The 17,686-nt window shown below is 26.2% G+C and carries 18 protein-coding genes and 1 pseudogene; 6 read left to right on the top strand and 13 right to left on the bottom strand.

Features of this window, described 5'->3' with window-relative positions:
• Positions 1 to 50: 50 nt before the first annotated feature.
• Complete coding sequence (locus EPJ79_RS06555) at positions 51 to 323, top strand: hypothetical protein (protein WP_147738887.1); 273 nt, start codon at positions 51 to 53, stop codon at positions 321 to 323.
• A 177-nt stretch (positions 324 to 500) separates the two neighbouring features.
• Complete coding sequence (locus tag EPJ79_RS06550; protein WP_147738886.1) at positions 501 to 2,243, top strand: TrkH family potassium uptake protein; 1,743 nt, start codon at positions 501 to 503, stop codon at positions 2,241 to 2,243.
• A 131-nt stretch (positions 2,244 to 2,374) separates the two neighbouring features.
• On the opposite strand, the gene EPJ79_RS06545 is transcribed toward EPJ79_RS06550, so the two are convergent.
• From EPJ79_RS06545 to EPJ79_RS11895, 6 genes are all read right to left on the bottom strand, one after another.
• Positions 2,375 to 2,635, bottom strand: a complete 261-nt coding sequence (locus tag EPJ79_RS06545; protein ID WP_147738885.1) for a hypothetical protein — start codon at positions 2,633 to 2,635, stop codon at positions 2,375 to 2,377.
• Positions 2,636 to 3,250: 615 nt separating this feature from the next.
• Positions 3,251 to 3,430, bottom strand: coding sequence for a hypothetical protein (locus tag EPJ79_RS06540; protein ID WP_147738884.1), 180 nt, complete (start codon positions 3,428 to 3,430; stop codon positions 3,251 to 3,253).
• Between the two features lie 392 nt (positions 3,431 to 3,822).
• Positions 3,823 to 4,062 carry a hypothetical protein gene (locus EPJ79_RS06535; RefSeq protein ID WP_147738883.1) on the bottom strand — a complete coding sequence of 80 codons (240 nt, stop codon included), beginning with the start codon at positions 4,060 to 4,062 and terminating at the stop codon, positions 3,823 to 3,825.
• Between the two features lie 12 nt (positions 4,063 to 4,074).
• A complete protein-coding gene (locus tag EPJ79_RS11555; RefSeq protein WP_158634359.1) occupies positions 4,075 to 4,242 on the bottom strand; it encodes a hypothetical protein in 168 nt (55 codons plus the stop codon).
• 269 nt (positions 4,243 to 4,511) lie between these two features.
• Complete coding sequence (locus tag EPJ79_RS06530; protein WP_147738882.1) at positions 4,512 to 4,952, bottom strand: hypothetical protein; 441 nt, start codon at positions 4,950 to 4,952, stop codon at positions 4,512 to 4,514.
• A gap of 158 nt (positions 4,953 to 5,110) precedes the next feature.
• Positions 5,111 to 5,245 (bottom strand): hypothetical protein, encoded by a 135-nt coding sequence (locus EPJ79_RS11895; protein WP_158634358.1) that lies wholly within the window; start codon positions 5,243 to 5,245, stop codon positions 5,111 to 5,113.
• A gap of 379 nt (positions 5,246 to 5,624) precedes the next feature.
• Here EPJ79_RS11895 and EPJ79_RS06520 point away from each other — a divergent pair, with 379 nt between their 5' ends.
• Complete coding sequence (locus EPJ79_RS06520) at positions 5,625 to 5,858, top strand: hypothetical protein (RefSeq protein WP_147738880.1); 234 nt, start codon at positions 5,625 to 5,627, stop codon at positions 5,856 to 5,858.
• 527 nt (positions 5,859 to 6,385) lie between these two features.
• Here EPJ79_RS06520 and EPJ79_RS11990 read toward each other — a convergent pair.
• The 5 genes and pseudogenes from EPJ79_RS11990 to EPJ79_RS06495 all read right to left on the bottom strand — a co-directional run.
• Positions 6,386 to 6,466, bottom strand: a pseudogene (locus tag EPJ79_RS11990) (glycosyltransferase); the annotation flags it as partial.
• A 196-nt stretch (positions 6,467 to 6,662) separates the two neighbouring features.
• Entirely contained in the window at positions 6,663 to 7,271 is a 609-nt protein-coding gene (locus EPJ79_RS06510; RefSeq protein WP_147738879.1) for a hypothetical protein, read from the bottom strand.
• Positions 7,211 to 7,795 (bottom strand): hypothetical protein, encoded by a 585-nt coding sequence (locus EPJ79_RS06505; protein ID WP_147738878.1) that lies wholly within the window; start codon positions 7,793 to 7,795, stop codon positions 7,211 to 7,213. The genes EPJ79_RS06510 and EPJ79_RS06505 overlap by 61 nt, the downstream gene beginning before the upstream one ends.
• An 8-nt stretch (positions 7,796 to 7,803) precedes the next feature.
• Positions 7,804 to 8,937: a UDP-galactopyranose mutase gene (glf, locus tag EPJ79_RS06500; protein WP_147738877.1), complete on the bottom strand. Its 1,134-nt coding sequence runs from the start codon at positions 8,935 to 8,937 to the stop codon at positions 7,804 to 7,806.
• Positions 8,938 to 9,228: 291 nt separating this feature from the next.
• Positions 9,229 to 10,542, bottom strand: a complete 1,314-nt coding sequence (locus EPJ79_RS06495) for a UDP-glucose dehydrogenase family protein (RefSeq protein WP_147738876.1) — start codon at positions 10,540 to 10,542, stop codon at positions 9,229 to 9,231.
• Positions 10,543 to 10,696: 154 nt separating this feature from the next.
• Here EPJ79_RS06495 and EPJ79_RS06490 point away from each other — a divergent pair, with 154 nt between their 5' ends.
• Genes EPJ79_RS06490 through EPJ79_RS06480 form a run of 3 tightly spaced genes read left to right on the top strand, consistent with a single transcriptional unit; the run spans position 10,697 to position 15,605 of the window.
• Positions 10,697 to 13,033, top strand: coding sequence for a chemotaxis protein CheA (locus tag EPJ79_RS06490; RefSeq protein ID WP_147738875.1), 2,337 nt, complete (start codon positions 10,697 to 10,699; stop codon positions 13,031 to 13,033).
• 36 nt (positions 13,034 to 13,069) lie between these two features.
• The gene (locus EPJ79_RS06485) at positions 13,070 to 14,275 is read left to right on the top strand and encodes a sensor histidine kinase (protein ID WP_147738874.1); all 1,206 of its coding nucleotides are present in this window, start codon (positions 13,070 to 13,072) and stop codon (positions 14,273 to 14,275) included.
• On the top strand, positions 14,268 to 15,605 hold the full coding sequence (locus EPJ79_RS06480; protein WP_147738873.1) for a sigma-54-dependent transcriptional regulator: 1,338 nt from the start codon (positions 14,268 to 14,270) through the stop codon (positions 15,603 to 15,605). Before EPJ79_RS06485 ends, EPJ79_RS06480 begins: the two co-directional genes overlap by 8 nt.
• Before the next feature lie 32 nt (positions 15,606 to 15,637).
• Here EPJ79_RS06480 and EPJ79_RS06475 read toward each other — a convergent pair whose 3' ends face one another.
• The gene (locus EPJ79_RS06475) at positions 15,638 to 16,924 is read right to left on the bottom strand and encodes a modification methylase (protein WP_147738872.1); all 1,287 of its coding nucleotides are present in this window, start codon (positions 16,922 to 16,924) and stop codon (positions 15,638 to 15,640) included.
• Positions 16,921 to 17,673: a BsaWI family type II restriction enzyme gene (locus EPJ79_RS06470; protein WP_147738871.1), complete on the bottom strand. Its 753-nt coding sequence runs from the start codon at positions 17,671 to 17,673 to the stop codon at positions 16,921 to 16,923. The genes EPJ79_RS06475 and EPJ79_RS06470 overlap by 4 nt, the downstream gene beginning before the upstream one ends.
• Between the last annotated feature and the right edge of the window lie 13 nt (positions 17,674 to 17,686).

Raw genomic sequence — 17,686 nt, 5'->3', positions numbered from 1 at the left:
GCTATTGAAAATTAGAGGAGGTTTTTTATTTATTATATAGAAAAATAAATATGATTTTAGAAATTATTAAAGATTTAGAAATTGAATTATCTAATTTAACTTTTTCTGGAATAGATAATATAGACTTTGATTTTATAGAAAATTTGACTTCGATTAGAGATAGATTTGATAAATTGAAAATGAATAACGCTAAAAATTTAACTAATGATTTAATCGATTCTATAAAAGAACATAATACAAATAAAGATATAAAAAAAGTTTCTGAAAATATTTCTAAATTAGAATTTTATTTAAGCTATGCGTTATTTGATTTTTCTGAATAATCAAAAATTATTGTTATTTTTAGAAAATAAAAAATATTCTTTATTTTTTTGATAATAAAAAAATAAGCACGATAAATTTGGTCAGAATATAAAAAATCATTTTTTGTAAAATCTCATGCAAAAGCATTGTTTATTTATTTCTATTAAAATAATTAAAAATATGTTAAAATATATTCCATGTTAAATAAAAAAAATAGATATGCAAATAAAAATATTATTCATACTATAAACGAACTTGTAAGCAGATTCTCGAATCTTTTGGCTATAGCTGGCTCGATTTTTGCTATATTCGTTTTGCTTATGCAAATAAGAAGTATTAACGCTTATAATTTTTATATAGCAAATTACGGGAAAATAATAAATATTATAACGATTTGTTTTATATTTATACTTTTAGAGCAGATAAGAATCGCTCCAAGAAAATTATATATAATAGTTCCGATTATTCAAATTATAGGTTTGATTCTAATTAATTTTTTGAGCAAAAAATATTATAATATATATTCTTATAGAATTGCATGGACTATAGCGGGTTCGATTTTATTCTTTTTAATTATAGTTATAAATTGGTTAAGGCTTTCGTATTCAAAATTTACTCTATATCAATTAATTATCGCTTCTTTTGTATTCGTAATAACTTTAGGAAGTTTGCTTTTATATTTGCCTTTAAGCACAGTTAAAGGAAATATGCATTTTATAGACGCTTTATTTACTGCAACAAGTGCGGTTTGCGTTACGGGACTTACGGTTATTGACATTTCAAAAGAACTTACTCTTTTTGGCAGAATCGTTCTTATTACATTAATACAAATAGGAGGATTAGGCATTATGTCTATTTCGGCAATAGTTCTTTTATTTTCGGTTAGTAAAGGAAGCGTGCGAGATAGGATAAGAACTTTGGAAATGTTTAACACTCAAAATAAAGATATTATACAATCTACGATTAAAGTAATTTTTTTAGCTACTTTTTTAATAGAATTGGCTGGAGCAATTTCGCTTTTTACGGTTATTAAAAACCATGCGGGCGGAGTAGGTGAGAAAATATTTTCTTCTTTATTTCATTCAATAAGCGCTTTTTGTAACGCAGGTTTTTCATTATACGAAAATAGTTTGCATAGATTTTCAAATAATATTACGGTAAGCGTAACCATAGGTTTGCTTATAATACTTGGAGGAATCGGCTATCCCGTTCTTTTAACCGTTTTTTTTGCGATTAAAAATAAAATAATGGGAAAAAGATATATAATAGACACTCAAACTACTATAGTTTTATTTACCACAATAATTTTACTTTTATTCGGATTTTTATTTATATTTTTCAACGAATATAACGGAGTTTTAAAAGATTTATCTTTAAGAGAAAAAATTTTAATATCGGCATTTCAAAGCATAAGTCCGAGAACGGCAGGATACGAAACTATTTCTTATAATTCTATGAATAGCGTCACGATAGGAATAATAGTATTTCTTATGTTTGTCGGCGCTTCTCCGAGCGGAACGGGAGGCGGCGTAAAAACTACGACTCTATTCGTATTTGTTTCTTCGATTATAACGGCGATAAGCAATAGACCTTTTATTGTCGTTAGAGGAAGAAAAATAAAAGAATCGGCGGTTAATAAATCTGTCGCCATATTTACTCTTGCAATTGCAATTTCAGCTTTTGCCGCGCTTTTGATATTTTATATAGACGGATACAAAACTATGACTCCTGTGCTTTTTGAGTCCGTTTCAGCTCTATCTACTACGGGACTTTCTTTAGGAATAACTCCTTCGCTTTCAATATGGAGTAAAATAATAGTTATGATTTTAATGTTTATCGGTAGAGTAGGATATTTAACTTTATTTATGAGCGTTGGCTCTATAGATAAAGGAAGGTATGGTTTAATAGATTTGCCTACAAGCGATGTTACTATAGGATAAAATTTTTATTATAATGTTTTATCTCGATATTAATTATCTTATATTTACCATCTTCGGATATTAAAAAAATAAAATCACATATATTTGTTTTTATAGTCTTATTTGGTGAATGATTTTTATTAACTAAATTATTATTTAAATAACTTTGCCAATATTACCGCTTCAGATAAATCTAGACATTTATTGTCATCTATAAGCTTATCATCATTTGGACCATTATGTATTTCGGCATGATATTTATTTTTCTTAGTAGGCTTATCGATAGGATATAATTTAATATCCAAACATTTTTTAACACTAATTTTTACTATAGCTTTTTTCTTATCTCTATGAAATCTAACATTTAAATTTTTAATTATTTCGTTTTCATTTCTATTTGCCAACTTTTCCACAGATAAACCACTTTCTATTTTATCAAAATCATTTATATTAGCTTTGTGTATTCAAATATTCATCAATATCATTAGTTGAAGTCTTTCAAACCTTATCATATTTTCCATTTTTTATATAGTAATATTTACAAAAAATGTATTGGATTTAATAAAAATTAAATCACCTTTTGATAATCTCTTGCTTTATGTATGTCTATATAATCATTAACGCTTATGTGAATATTATTAAAGAATTTATTAAAATGTTTTATATTTGCTGGTTAGCGGCATATATCTAGTTTTTCTTCCAATATAGAATAAATTATTTCTAATTACATATGGAGCTATTTAATAAATTGAAGTATATATACGAAAATCTATTATAATTTCATCTAATTCATTGTCATCGGTATTCATTGATTTAATATAATCTTGCAGTTTTATATAACATAATATATTAGCTTTATAATTATAACCATCTTAAATTTCAATACAATAAATTTTATCATTACCATCACAATCAACACAATAGTCTTTAATAAAACATTCTTCTTTATAAAATAAATTTGAACAACTTGATAATCTTGGTTGGAAGAATTTTAAAATATTGATATAATAAATATGCTGGTTCAAAAATTAATCCTTAAAATATTTTTGTATAAGGCTATCCCGAAGAATTTTAGAATCTTTATCTAAATCTTCATTATATAAAGGGAGTTCTCCATACCTATTATTTCTTATATTATCTTTCCACGCTTCTAATGGAAAATCTTTATTATCTTTATGTGTTATATTGATTAATTCTTCCGTTTCCATTTTAGCAAAAAAATCTTTTATACAAATAGATATTTCTTCTTCTGAAAGGTGATTAAGTAATTTTTAATTTTATCTAAATTTATTAATTTCTCATCTATATCTAATTGTTTTATATCAATAGCTGGAGCATAGCAAAGGCAATAATAGTTTGCATTAGTTATTGACTCTTTTTTAATAAAGTATTCTATGCATTAACTCAGCAAAATAAATAACTTTATTCGTTTTTTATTTTTGTATCTTTACGGTCTTCTCTACTTATCAACTTATTATTTAACAATAATTTATAAACATAAGCAAAAACATATTTAGCTTCTATAATCATAACCTTTATCTAAAAGTAAATAATATATATTTTATATGATAACAGATTATAATTAATTTGTCAACAGTTTTTATTTTTTTAAAGTTATCTTTATACCAAAAATAGTAATTATTTTGTATCTTGTATATTCGGATATTAAAAAAATAAAATCCCATATATTTCTTTTTGTAGTCCTATTATTTATTTGATAAATAATATTCTCTAAATATCTTAATCTATTTTCATTTTCAAGTTCTTTACTCTCACATATTGCAATCGAATAAGGAGAATCTATAACTTTTGAATAATAATCTCTTATAGTTGGTATCAAATCTTTATTCTCTTATCTTTGAGTAAAAAAGAATAAATGAACTAAAGGAAGGCTTAAAACCGATATAATTTTTTTATCGTTATTATAGCAATACATTAAACAATTATGCTCGTCATCTTCGTTGAGCTTATCGTATTTGTCATATATGTTTTTCAAAATTCTTTTTTGAGTAGAATGCAATTAATAGAATACCTTTTACTATTATCTATTTCTTCATAGCCTTTATCTGCGGTATTTTTTATATATTCTAAATGGTTTGAAGTTGTTTTTTATGTATCCATCGAGATATATAAGCATTTCTCAAAATTGTGCCCCAGCGGAATCTGATATTTTAGTATTATCCAAAAGTTCTAACTCATTGCCTTTTCCATAACAATAATTTTACATTCCTGTATAATGAATTCTTGAATATTTGTCAAAATATTCGTTTTCTATATCCATAATTTTTATTAGTTTTTTGAAACCCCAAAATTATTATTTACTAAACCAGTTATATAACCTAAATTATCTCCGTATTTTGAGTAAGATTCTTCATAGCATTTGCATAAATTATTTAGCCCATTATCCGTTAAAGGAAAAGTATCATCGTCAACTTTGCAAATATATTCGTATTTATTCATTATTTTACTGTTTAATAATTCTCTAATAGAATAATAAGGTTTTTGAGGTTTTATCCAATCTACAACTTTAATTTGTTTTGGGTATAGATTTTCGTATATTTTTGCGACTCTATAAGTTCTTTCGCGGTTGTAAGTTCCTCTTTCGTTTTGAAATATAAATATATCCGCATTATGATTATTATACTTTGCATGCAAGCTTAGAGATATCTCAAGCGACTTAAAATCAGAATAAGCTTGAATTACAATAGCGATTTTATTAATTATATTCATTTTTAATCCTTAATGTTGTTTATTTTTCAAAGTTATTTTTAATCCGAAGAAATATATAATAAAATATTTCTCACTTCTCTTAATTCCTAAAAAATATTTTCTTTTATTATGTCCGCTTTATCTTCGTTAATGCTTACAACTATTTTCACTACTCCTAGTTATTTATATTTAATAGCTTTTTCATCAGTTAATTTTCTCATATAACAGTCAAATAAAACTTCTACTAAATATGCTAATATTCTTTTTCCGTTAATTGAATAATTTGAAGTGTCCGTTATTTTATACAATTCCAAAATGATATCCATATAAATACTTTTTCATATTGACTTTTAATTAAAATTTTCCATACTATGTAATATAGAAATTTTAAATATAGGAGTAGTTTATGCCAGAAGCTACATATTCAAAATTTGAAACTAAAGATTTAGTAGATATTATAAAAAATGAAAATATTTCGCATGGTGAATATAGTTGTTAAATGGCATCGGGTGTTATAAATAAAATATTATTACAAATATATAGTGAAATTAAATCATTAATAAAAAAATTTTATAAAGAAAAATTAAATTTATTATTAGATTTGTATTCTAGTGTTTTATACGATATGCAAGAAGTATATAGAGGGAGTAATAGAATAGAAAAAATGAAAAATTATTAGAAGAACGTGAGAGAATGAATACATGTATTTTGTCAATTAAAAGATTAATAATTGATAATATTAAAATCAATGATATAAATGATAAAGATATAGATTTCCTTATAAAAAAATCAAAGCATTATATTATTTTGAAAAGTTATTTTGATATAATAGATACAATAATAAAGTGTAAAGATTATATGCCACAAGATATATGCGATTATATAAAACTAACTATAGAAAAAGATTTTTCATTGAAGATATATTAAGAATTTATTATTAATCTTCTAAATGTCTTAAAATATAAACCAAATAAAATTGTAAAACTTGATTTAATTCAGTATATTTTCAACGAATTTCTTTTGTTCTCTGTCAAAATACAAATATTTAAAATATTTATCTTTTTTTATATCTTCAAAAATCTCTTTCAATAACTTAATATATCTTTTTTTATATTTTAATATAATCCTTTTATATATGCCAAAACAAGTATTAGAAGCATGAAAATAAAAAATGTAAAATCCTGATAATATCCTTTTTCTATAAATTTTATTTGCTTTATAAACGAGCTTTTATAAATCGCAGCCTAAACGGAAGCATGCTTATATAATAATTGCGGATATTGTTTTAAATCAAAAGCTCATTTTTGGTACATTTGTATATAAATAAACTTTATAATATTTTATCTCATATTTATGTCTTACGAAAGAATTATAAAAATAAATTTGCATTTTCTCATATCGGTATCGTTTATTTTCGATTCATTATATAATAATTCGTAAGTGTTTGGCTCAATCTAATCGTCCGTTTCAAGTATCGCTATATATTCTCCCGTAGCTTTTTCTATTCCCAGATTAACCGCCGAACCGTAGCCTCCGTTTTCTTTAGAATAGGTTTTATTCTTTTATCTTTTTCAGCATATTCGTCCATTATCTTTCCGCAATTATCGGGGTTTCCTCGTCAACGGGAATTATTTCAATCTCTTTCAAAGTTTGATTAATAACGCTTTCAATACATTGTATGCTGGCATAACTATTGATACTTTTGTTTTTCCATTGTTAATCCTAATTTTATTATTTTCTATATAATAAATTTATTAGTAAATCTGCAGTTTGTTCAAATGTAAATAGATGTCTATTATTATAAATATTTTCTCTATATTCGAGTATTTCATAATCTGATATATTTAAAGTGTTTTCAATATCATCTTCAGTTTTTATCAAAATAGCCATTTTTTTATCTATAAACTCTTTATAAACATTATGTAGATTATGTGAAATAAGTGTAATAATTCCATTCATTAGATATGTAACATCTTTTGAAGGATTATTTAGAAATGCATAATACATTTCTTTTGGAGATAAAATATTACTGCATATATTTTGACCGTCTAATGAAAAATAAAAATCTTTATTTCTTAAGAAATTTTCAATTGAGTTATTAAAAATATCGTAAAAGTGAGATAAACCGAAAGTCGTAAAGTTATATTCGTTAAAAAATATTTCTCTATCGTTATATATATTATTAATATCTTCGCAGCCTTCAGCTAGATTAAAATGCAATAATCTTCTTTTCTTTTTATAAGAAATTTTAATGCCAAACAATGAAATTACAAAATAATCTAAATTATTTTGACATCGGTATTGTTTTTTATAAATATTTCTAAAGGAGTCTCCATCCATCCCAAATACATTTTTATATTATTAGCGTTTGGTATATTTTTTAATACAAATTCTTCAAGTAAGCTGTTATCAAATATTAATGCATCTAAATATTTTATTTTTTCATTAAACATATTTATAGCATCAATTGAACAAAAACCCGTATCTCCGTTAAAACCTCTTACAACTATAGCTCTGTAATTATTATCTTTGTTATATTTTGAAATTTTATATGCTATATCTAAAACCTCTTCCGAATATAGTTTAAAAACAGATTTAGATTTTATATCTCCAGCAAAATTATAGTCGGATATTATTAAAGTATTTTCATCTAACCATAATTTATCTATTTGTAAATCTTTAATATCAACAATAGAAAAACCTATTTTATTAAATATAGAATAATTAGGAAAAAAACATTTGGTATTATGGTTGCATTTTATAACAGTTCCTTTAAATCCTTTTTCTATAAAATAAATAAAACTGTCTGCAAACCAACATTGACTGCCAATTAAAATAATTTTTTTATAACAACTATTCTCCAATTTTTATTTTATTTATTTGTAAAAATAGAATTCTCTAATTTTTTAAATAATTCAAAAACTCTTTCCGCCGCCAAATCCATATTATAATATTTATAATCACCAAGCCTGCCGAAGAAATAAACATTATTAAGCTTTTTACTCTCGCGTAAATATTTATTATAAAGTTTGTCGTTTTTATCGTTATTTATTGGGTAATATCTTTCATTCTTACCAAGCGAAAAAACCTGCGGATATTCTACCGATATTATTGTCTTATTTGATTTCTCATCCAAAAAATATTTATGTTCAGTTATTCTTGTAAAATCATAATCGTTAGGATAATTAGTCACAACCGATTTTTGATAATATTTTTTATCTATTGTCATAATATCGAATTTTAAACTTCTATAAGGCAACTCGCCATATTGATAATCAAAATATTCGTCTATCGCCCCAGTGTAGAAAATAGCTTTAAATTCTTTAATTTCATTTTGAGATAAAGTTTTATAATCCGTATTTAACTGAACCGTAATATTTTTATGATTTAAAATATTCTCTATTAATTTAGTATAGCCTTTAATTGGAATTGCTTGATATTTATCTTGAAAATATCTGCTGTCATTTGAAATATAAATTGGAACTCTTGCCGTTACGCTTGCGTCTATCTCTTCGGGCTTTAATCCCCATTGTTTAATTGTATAATTCTTAAATACATTCTCATAAACAAACTTGCCGATAAAATTTAAATCTTTATCTTTACTCTTTTGAAAATCCAAAATAGGAACTTTAACGCCATAGCCGTATTTTGCAATAAGTTTATTCCCTATTCTCTCCGACATAGAAAACGAAAATAATTCCCTCAAAGTCTTTAAGGTAAAAGGCAAAGAAACTCTATTTCCTTCAATCATAACATTAGGCTTTAGATAAAAATAATGCCATTTTGTAAAATTAGATAAATAATCCCAAACTTCTTTATTATTCGTATGAAATATATGCAGTCCGTATTTATGAATCGTAATATTTTCGTTTGTAGATAAATAATCAAAACAATTTCCCGCTATATACTCTCTTCTGTCTATTATTAAAACTTTTTGATTTAATCTCTCGGCTATCAAATTAGCCAATACGCTTCCCGATATTCCAGCTCCAACTATTAAATACATTAAACCGCTCCTTTTAATTTAATCATTAATTTGAAAAACAAAATACGAATATATGCTCTTTTGTTTTTGTAATGCTGATTTTAAATATATTTTGCGGATAATTCCTTATTCTTATTATTGCCGTCCATATTTTATAAAATAAAGTTATTAAAGAATATTTAAATAATTTTCTTTCCCGAAATCCGCTCGCATCCGAAAGATTTGAATAAATAAAATTTAATATTTATATTTAAGATTTTAAATAAAATTTACAATATTATAATTAAAATAGATTAAATATTTAGAATTAAGTTATTCAGCTACGCCTAAAGAAATATATTTTATTCCTCTTTCGTTCATTCTCTTTTTATCGTATTGATTTCTTCCGTCAAATATAATCGGCTCTTTAAGTTTGCTTTTTATTTTATCAAAACTTGGTCTTTTAAACTCGTTCCATTCCGTTATCAAAATTAGGGCGTCAGCATTTTCTAAAGCCTCGTAAGAATTTGAAGAATAAACTATTTTATCGCCAAAAATAATTTTTGCAGTTTCCATAGCTTTAGGGTCATAAGCTTTTATTTTAGCGCCTTTATCCAAAAGCATATTTATAATTGTTATTGCGGGCGATTCTCTCATATCGTTTGTTCTTGGTTTGAAAGAAAGTCCCCACACGGCGAAAGTTTTATTTTTTATATCGTTATTATAATGTTTCAAAATTTTATTCACAAAATTTTTTCTTTGATTTACATTAACTTTATGAGTCGCTTTTAATAAATCCGAATCGATTCCAAAATCCGAAGCGGTTTTAATCAAAGCCTGAACATCTTTAGGAAAACAACTTCCGCCATAACCCAAACCATGAAATAAAAATTGATTTCCGATTCTTTTATCGCTTGACATTCCTATTCTAACCAAATCCGCATTTGCTCCAACTTTTTCGCTTATATTTGCCATTTCATTCGCAAAAGATATTTTTGTGGCAAGAAAAGCGTTCGCCGCATATTTAGTCATTTCGGCAGATTTTATATCCATAATAATTATAGGATTTCCCGTTCTTGTAAAAGGATTATAAATTTCTCTCATTATATCTATAGCCTTTTCCGATTCTGAACCTATAACGACTCTATCGGGTTTAAGAAAATCATCAACGGCGGCTCCTTGTTTTAAGAATTCGGGATTTGAAACGACATCGAATTCTCCTTTATAATTCTTTTTAATTTCTTCTTCGACTAATTTATGAGTGCCAACGGGAACTGTGGATTTGTCGACTATAATTTTATATTCATTGCATTCGCTCATAGCTTTTCCAATATCGTTTGCAACCGATAAAACAAAACTTAAATCGCAACTTCCATCGTCTCCCGAAGGCGTTCCAACCGCGATAAAACAAGCGATAGATTTTTTAACCGCATAATTTAAATCGTTTGTAAATTCTAATCTTCCTTCGGAAACATTTGCAAGTATTAATTCTTCAAGTCCAGGTTCGTATAAAGGCGTAATTCCGTTTTTTAATTTTTTTAATTTTTCTTCGTCATTATCAACGCATATAACATAATTCCCCATTTCCGATAAACAAGCGCCCGTAATTAATCCTACATAGCCCGTTCCTATTATACATAATTGCATATTTAATTACCTTTTATTTAATATAGACATTTAATATTTTCTGCATTATACTATAAAGTATTATTATTGCAAGCAAATGTATTTTATATAAATGTAGATTTTTTTATTATTTTTTCCGAAAATAAATAAATAGGATTATATAAAAGGGATTAAAATGGATGATTATATAAAGAGTCTTCTTAAAGATTTTTTTGAAGAAGCGTTTGACATGCTCGACAGACTCGAACAGAATATTCTTATTTTGGATAAAGACAGAAATAACACGGATGCGATACAAGAAATTTTTAGAGCCGTTCACACTTTGAAAGGAAGCGCTGGAGCGGTTGAACTTTTTGACACTCAAAAATACGCGCATAGATTTGAAGATTTGCTCGATTTAATAAGAAATAACCAAATAAAAGTTGATGATAAAACTATCGATATTTTATTAAAAGGCATAGACATATTAAAAGAACTTATAAACGGCGCAAGCGAAGAAAAAGAATATTCGGGAAATATCGAAGAAGAAATAAAGAATTTGGAGAATTTTAAAAATTTAAAATTAAGCGGCGCGATTTCAGAAAGCGTAAATACTAAAAGCGATAAAAATTCTATTTCAGTTTCTGTAGGCGGCAAATACGATAATTTAAATTTTGATAACGATATTTTAGATTCTATAAGAGAAGGAATAGAAAACGGACTTAAAACAAAATTAGTTTTTGTAAAATTTAACGCCGAAAGTCCAATGAAAACTGTAGGCGGAGTGCAAGTTTATGTTGAACTTAAAGATAGCGGAGATATTATAGCGAGCGTTCCTTCTTTACAAAATTTGGAAGGAGACGAATTTTATCAAAATGTAATTTATGTTATAGAAACTGCGGAAGAAGACGAAAGCATAATAAAAAATATAACTTTGCCCGAAATAACCGAAGAGATAAAAATCGAAGAATTTATATTAGAAGAATATGAGAAATTCTTGATAGATAAAAAGAATAAAGCTTTAGAAAAAGCCCAAGCTCAAGCAAAAATCGAAAAAGACGCAAAACATGAAAGACAGAGTTCTTTTTTAAGAGTTGAAAGCGACAGAATTGACGATATGATGAATCAAGTCGGAGAGCTTGTAACAAATAAAAGTTCTTACAAGCAATACGATGACGATTTAACCTCTTATACAAAAATTATAGAATACGGAATAAACGATATAAGAAAATATTATAAAGACAGCGTAATTCAAATATTGAGAAAACTTGAATATTATGTGAATAAAAAAGAAATTAAAGATTTAAGAAATTCTTATTTAGACGGCTTCAATAATAAACTTATCGATATGGTAAAAATGGAAGAAGATTTAAAAGAAACTTTGGATAAATTCAGAAATTCTTATCAGCTTCTTACAAGAGTTACAAACGATTTGCAAGAAACCGTAATGAAAATAAGAATGCTTCCAATCGCTCAAACCTTTAATAGATTTCCGCGTTTAATAAGAGATTTATCTCGAGATTTGGGAAAAGAAGTTAAATTAGAAATGTCGGGAGAGGAAACGGAACTTGACAAATCTGTTATTGAAGTTTTGGTTGACCCTTTGATTCATATTGTTAGAAACGCTATGGACCATGGAATAGAAATGCCCGAAGAGAGAGAAAAAGCGGGAAAGCCGAGAGTTGGAACTATATCTTTAAACGCATCGCATAACGGAAACTTAATCGTAATAAAAATATCAGACGATGGAAAGGGAATGTCGCCTCAAAAAATATTTGAAAATGCGGTTAAAAAAGGACTTGTATCCGCCGATGCAAAATTAACCGAAAAACAAATGCTTGAATATATATTCGCTCCGGGATTTTCTACCGCGACAAAAGTGACTAATCTTTCGGGAAGAGGAGTCGGAATGGATGTGGTTAAAAAAAGTTTGGATAAAATAAACGGAACTGTCGGAATAGAAACGGAATTAGGAAAAGGCTCTACTTTCTTTTTGAGAATTCCTTTAACTGTTGCGATTATTCAGGCTTTAATAGTCGATGCCGAAAAAGAATATTATGCAATTCCTATAAATAGCATTTCGGAAACTTTAAAAATCGGAGTAGAAGATATTCAGAATTTGGAAGGAACGGAGGTTATAAAAATAAGAGAAGATGTTATAAATGTTTTAAGCGTTAAAGAATTATTTAAACTTCCTACAAGATACGAAAGTCATATAAAATCATATTATGCCGTAATTTTAGCGTCCGAAGATAAAAAAGTCGCTTTGCTTGTAAATAATTTAATTGGCGAGCAGGATATAGTTATTAAAACTCTTAAAGATAAAGTAACGAGAGTGGAAGGAATATCGGGAGCTACAATTTTAGGAGACGGAACTGTTAGCTTTATATTAGATATTCAAACTATTGTAGGACTTGGAACTAAAAGAATAATAGAGAGAGGAAAAATCGGCAAAAAATCGACTTCAAAAAACGAATTAAGAAATTTTATAGACAAATTAAAAAATAATCAAATTCCTGAAGCTAATATTTAATATTGAAGTTTTTTATATTTCTAATATACTTTAAAAATGAATAGAGCAAATCAATTTTTCGATAAATTTTTAAAGAGTTTCGATAAAGTTTCGGATAATGAAAAAAAAAGAATATTTGAAAGGTTATCCGATTTATGTTATTCTCAAAATACTATTATAGAAAATTTGGAAGAAGGAATTATTTCAATCGACATAAACGGAATAATTCAAGGAATAAATAAAAAAGCATGTTTTTTGTTTTCAATTCCAAGAAACTCTGAAAACGAACCGCTTTCAAAATATTTATCTGAAACGGAAACGGGAAAAATAATTTTGGAACTTATTAAAGAAAATGATTCAAATACAAAATTATTAAAAGACGAAGATAATAAAAGAATACTACAAATAAATATTTTTCCTTTGGGAGAGAGCGGAAGAATAATAGGAACTTTAATAAAAGCTTTCGATATAACTCAAACTTATGAAAACTCTCAAAAACTTAAAAGAGCCGAGCAGTTGGCTTCTCTCACCACTTTGGCTGCGGGTGTCGCGCATGAAATAAAAAATCCTTTAGGTTCTATTTCGATATATATTCAGCTTATTGAAAAAATTATTAAAAAAAATATCGACAATTCTTCTCAATGTTTTTTAGAGCTAAAAGATTATTGCGCTATTATTAAAGAAGAGATTGGAAGACTCGAAGATACTATTAATTCTTTTTTATTTTCGGTTAGAAAGTTGGAGCTTAATTTGGAAGAGATAAATATTAACTCTTTAATTTTATCGACAGTAGATTTTTTGAAATACGAAATTGAAAATAATAATATAAATATTGAAATTAAATTTGATAAAGACAATTTAATATTGCGAATTGACGAAAGATATATAAAACAATCTTTAATAAATATTATACAAAATGCGATTGATTCACTTTTAGAAAAAGCGGAAATTAAAAATAAAAAAGATTATAAAAAAGAAATTCAAATAAAATTAAAAACTATCGATAATTATGCGCTTATAATCGTAAAAGATAACGGAATCGGAATAAAAGAAGATATGCTTCCAAAAATTTTTGAGCCTTATTTTACGACAAAAAGACACGGCACGGGACTCGGACTTACAAATGTCGCTAGAATAATCGAAGCTCATAACGGAAATATTAATATAGAAAGCGAATATAATAAAGGAGCCGAAGTTATAATAAAATTGCCTTTATTACAAGAAAATCAAAAATTTTTAAAAACGGATTTATTAAATGGCTAAAATACTAATAATTGACGATGAAAAAAATATAAGAGACGGAATAAAAAAATCTTTGGAATACGAAGGTTATGAGGTTGCAACCGCGGAAAATGGAGATAAGGGAATCGATATAGTTTATAAAGGCGGAATCGATTTGGTTATTACCGACTTGAAAATGCCCGAAAAAACGGGAGAAGAATTTTTAAAAGATGTTTTAGATTTTGACAAACATATTCCCGTAATAATTTTAACGGGACATGGAAATATTGAAACCGCTGTCGATATGATGAGATTAGGCGCTTACGATTTTATGACAAAACCTTTTAATTTGGATAAAATGCTTTTAATAATAGCGCGAGCTTTGGAAAGTAAAAATATAAAGAAAACTAACGAAAGCCTTGAGAGAAGAGTCGATTATCATGAAAGTTTTTACGGAATGATTGGACATAGTTCAAAAATGCTTAAAGTTTACGAAGCGATAAAACAGGTTGCAAGAACAAAGGCTACGGTTTTAATAGAAGGCGAAAGCGGAACGGGTAAAGAACTTGTAGCAAACGCTATTCATCAAATTTCAGACAGAGCGAAGCAACCTTATATAACGGTAAACTGCGCCGCTTTATCGGAAGGCGTTTTGGAAAGCGAATTATTTGGACATGAAAAAGGCGCTTTTACGGGAGCGATTGATAAAAAAATCGGAAGATTTGAAGCGGCTAATAAAGGCACAATTTTTTTGGATGAAATAGGAGAGATTAATCAAACCGTTCAAGTTAAACTTTTAAGAGTTTTAGAAGAGAGAGTAATCGAGCATGTCGGTTCAAATATTCCAATAAATGTAGATATAAGAGTTATAGCCGCAACAAATAAAAAATTATCGGAAGAGATTAAAGAAGGAAAATTTAGAGAAGATTTATATTATAGATTAAATGTTATAAAAATAGAAATGCCTCCTTTGAGAGAGAGAAGGGAAGATATTCCGCTTCTTATAGATAATTTTATTAAAGAATTTTCAGCCGTTCATTCTATAGAAATTAAATCCGTTGATAAAAAAGTATATAAAATATTATCGTCTCTTCAATGGGAAGGAAATGTAAGAGAATTAAGAAATATGATAGAGACAATGGTTGTAATGTCCATAGATGGAAAAATAGAAGAAAGCAATATTCCCGATTGGGCGTTGAAATCGAATGAAGAAATTTTTTCTATAGATAAAGATTTAACTTTAGAAGAGCTTGAAAAAAAATATATTAATTATTTATTAAGTCGAAATAATTTTAATAAAGCTCAAGTTTCAAAAATTTTAGGAATTGAAAGAGCTACGCTTTACAGAAAATTGAAGGATTATAACGAATAATTATTTTATAAATAATTCTATAGTAATAGAATTTATTTATTTTTTTGGCATACGATTATATATTCTTTATTAATTGTATTTGAAAGAATGCCAATTTTATTTGTAGGCGAATTTCTTATAGGCATAGCTTTATTTGAAATTTTTCTTTCTATTGTCGTTATATGCTTAAAATTATTTTCTTCAAATAATTGAGCGATAAATTTATCCGTTGGAAGTTCGATATTTTTTACTCTGCGATTTCCTACAACGAAAAAAGACAACCCTTTTATATTTATAGAATTTATCAAAGATTTTATACTCTTTTCCAAATCAAAATAAAAACTTGAAACTTCAAAAGCTCTTTTTTTATCTATTTTTTCAATTTCAAATATATATTTTTTAATTATTCCTTTAGTATAAAGATTTTTAACTTTTTTGCCTCCCATAAGAATAGAATCTAATTTTCTTGCATTTGCAAATCCAAGCCATTCGTTAATGAAAGTTGAAAACTGTCCGTAAGCTACGGTGGTTTTAGAATCTCCATAAGGCGGACTTGTTAGAATATTATCAAACATTATATTTGAAGGAATAAAACTCGAATTATATAAATGAAAACTAATATTTTTTAATTTTGGCTTATAAATATTTAAATAATTTTCTACGATAGAATCTAATTTTTGAGCAAATATAGAAAAAGCGTCTGGTTTATAATTTTGATAATTTTGCATTCTAAAAAGTTTAAACTCGTTATTTCTTGTATAGCTCGCCTCTCTTAAAGTTTCGCTAAATGCAAGCAAAAAAATATTTTTAATATTTGGTTTATTTTTTATACTTTCAATAACGCTATATATAAAAATTAAATCTTCTTGAGTTTTCTTTTCTATCCAAAAATCTATATTTTTAATATTATTTAGAATTTTTGATTTTAAAATCTCATAATTTGAATTATAATTTTTTTTAATAATTTTATTTTTTATTTTATTTTTTTCTTTATTTAAAATATCGGTTTCTATATAATTTAATTTTGCTTTTGAAATAAGAATCGCTAAAGGATTTAAATCGAATCCTACAAATTCTTTAATTCCATATTCCAATCCGCTACTAAAACTACTTCCGCTTCCGCAATAAGGGTCTAATAAATTTGTCTTTTTCGCTTTAAACTCTTTTAATAATTCTAATCCGATTTGCGGCAGCATTGTCGCGGGATATTTATGCAAATTAGGATATAAAGAATTATAACATTCTCCCTTAAAATCATATTTTGAATTATAATTTATATTGTCAATATTATCGTTAGAATAATAATTTAAAACGGAATTATTTGACTTTACCGTATTCATGAAAGTTCCTTATTAACATATTCGATAATGTAGCTTAACGGTTTAATAAAGTCTTTTGTTTCAATATTCTTACCAATAAAAGCGCAATCGAAAAATTTAAACATTCCTCTATTTTGCGGATTATTAATTTCATTATAAAAATTAACCGTAGCAAAACAAACCAACGGTAAAACGGGAGGATTATAAGATATATCGTATTTATCTTTTAATTTAGATTCTTCTTTTGCAATTTCCATTAATAATTTCCATTTATAAGTTTGTCCAGCTCTTTCTCTTAAAGAAGTTTTAAGCGATAAAATAAGACATTTATTTAAATCATTATTTGAGTTTAAACTATATATAACCAAATCAACATCTGGTTTTTGAGTTTCTTCTCCGACTTTAATTAAAAATAATTTTTGCCATTCTTTTATTCTTCTAATATTTGAAGTAATAAAAATATTCTCTTTTATATAATTATTTTCTTTGTTTTTTAAGAATACCCAAATAATGAGATTACTAAAAGCTCCGCCCGCTATACTTTTTATAGCTTGCTCTGAATTTTTAATTTTTCCTTCTTTAACTCTTTTTTGAGTAAGTTCTTTTACCGTATCTTTATTGTTTTCTAAATAATTATAAAGTCTGTCAAAAACCTCATGCCATTTTAAATTATTTTTTGATATATCTAAATTAATAGCGTCTATTATAGGTTTCATATAATATTTTGATTCTATATTTTGAATATCGTTTAGTTCGATAATATTTAACATTATTACTCTTTAA

This window comes from Brachyspira aalborgi (assembly GCF_008016455.1).
In the GTDB taxonomy this organism is placed as follows: Bacteria; Spirochaetota; Brachyspiria; order Brachyspirales; family Brachyspiraceae; genus Brachyspira; species Brachyspira aalborgi.
Note: the sequence above shows the minus strand (reverse complement) of the source record. Positions and strands in the feature narration are given on the sequence as shown.

Coding starts and splice junctions, on each gene's coding strand:
- EPJ79_RS06490 (WP_147738875.1), top strand. CDS start 10,697: ATGGATGATTATATAAAGAGTCTTCTTAAAGATTTTTTTGAAGAAGCG.
- EPJ79_RS06520 (WP_147738880.1), top strand. CDS start 5,625: ATGAATACATGTATTTTGTCAATTAAAAGATTAATAATTGATAATATT.
- EPJ79_RS06480 (WP_147738873.1), top strand. CDS start 14,268: ATGGCTAAAATACTAATAATTGACGATGAAAAAAATATAAGAGACGGA.
- EPJ79_RS06550 (WP_147738886.1), top strand. CDS start 501: ATGTTAAATAAAAAAAATAGATATGCAAATAAAAATATTATTCATACT.
- EPJ79_RS06510 (WP_147738879.1), bottom strand. CDS start 7,271: ATGGATGGAGACTCCTTTAGAAATATTTATAAAAAACAATACCGATGT.
- EPJ79_RS06555 (WP_147738887.1), top strand. CDS start 51: ATGATTTTAGAAATTATTAAAGATTTAGAAATTGAATTATCTAATTTA.
- EPJ79_RS06470 (WP_147738871.1), bottom strand. CDS start 17,673: ATGTTAAATATTATCGAACTAAACGATATTCAAAATATAGAATCAAAA.
- EPJ79_RS06530 (WP_147738882.1), bottom strand. CDS start 4,952: ATGAATATAATTAATAAAATCGCTATTGTAATTCAAGCTTATTCTGAT.
- EPJ79_RS06475 (WP_147738872.1), bottom strand. CDS start 16,924: ATGAATACGGTAAAGTCAAATAATTCCGTTTTAAATTATTATTCTAAC.
- EPJ79_RS06540 (WP_147738884.1), bottom strand. CDS start 3,430: ATGGAAACGGAAGAATTAATCAATATAACACATAAAGATAATAAAGAT.
- EPJ79_RS06495 (WP_147738876.1), bottom strand. CDS start 10,542: ATGCAATTATGTATAATAGGAACGGGCTATGTAGGATTAATTACGGGC.
- glf (WP_147738877.1), bottom strand. CDS start 8,937: ATGTATTTAATAGTTGGAGCTGGAATATCGGGAAGCGTATTGGCTAAT.
- EPJ79_RS06485 (WP_147738874.1), top strand. CDS start 13,070: ATGAATAGAGCAAATCAATTTTTCGATAAATTTTTAAAGAGTTTCGAT.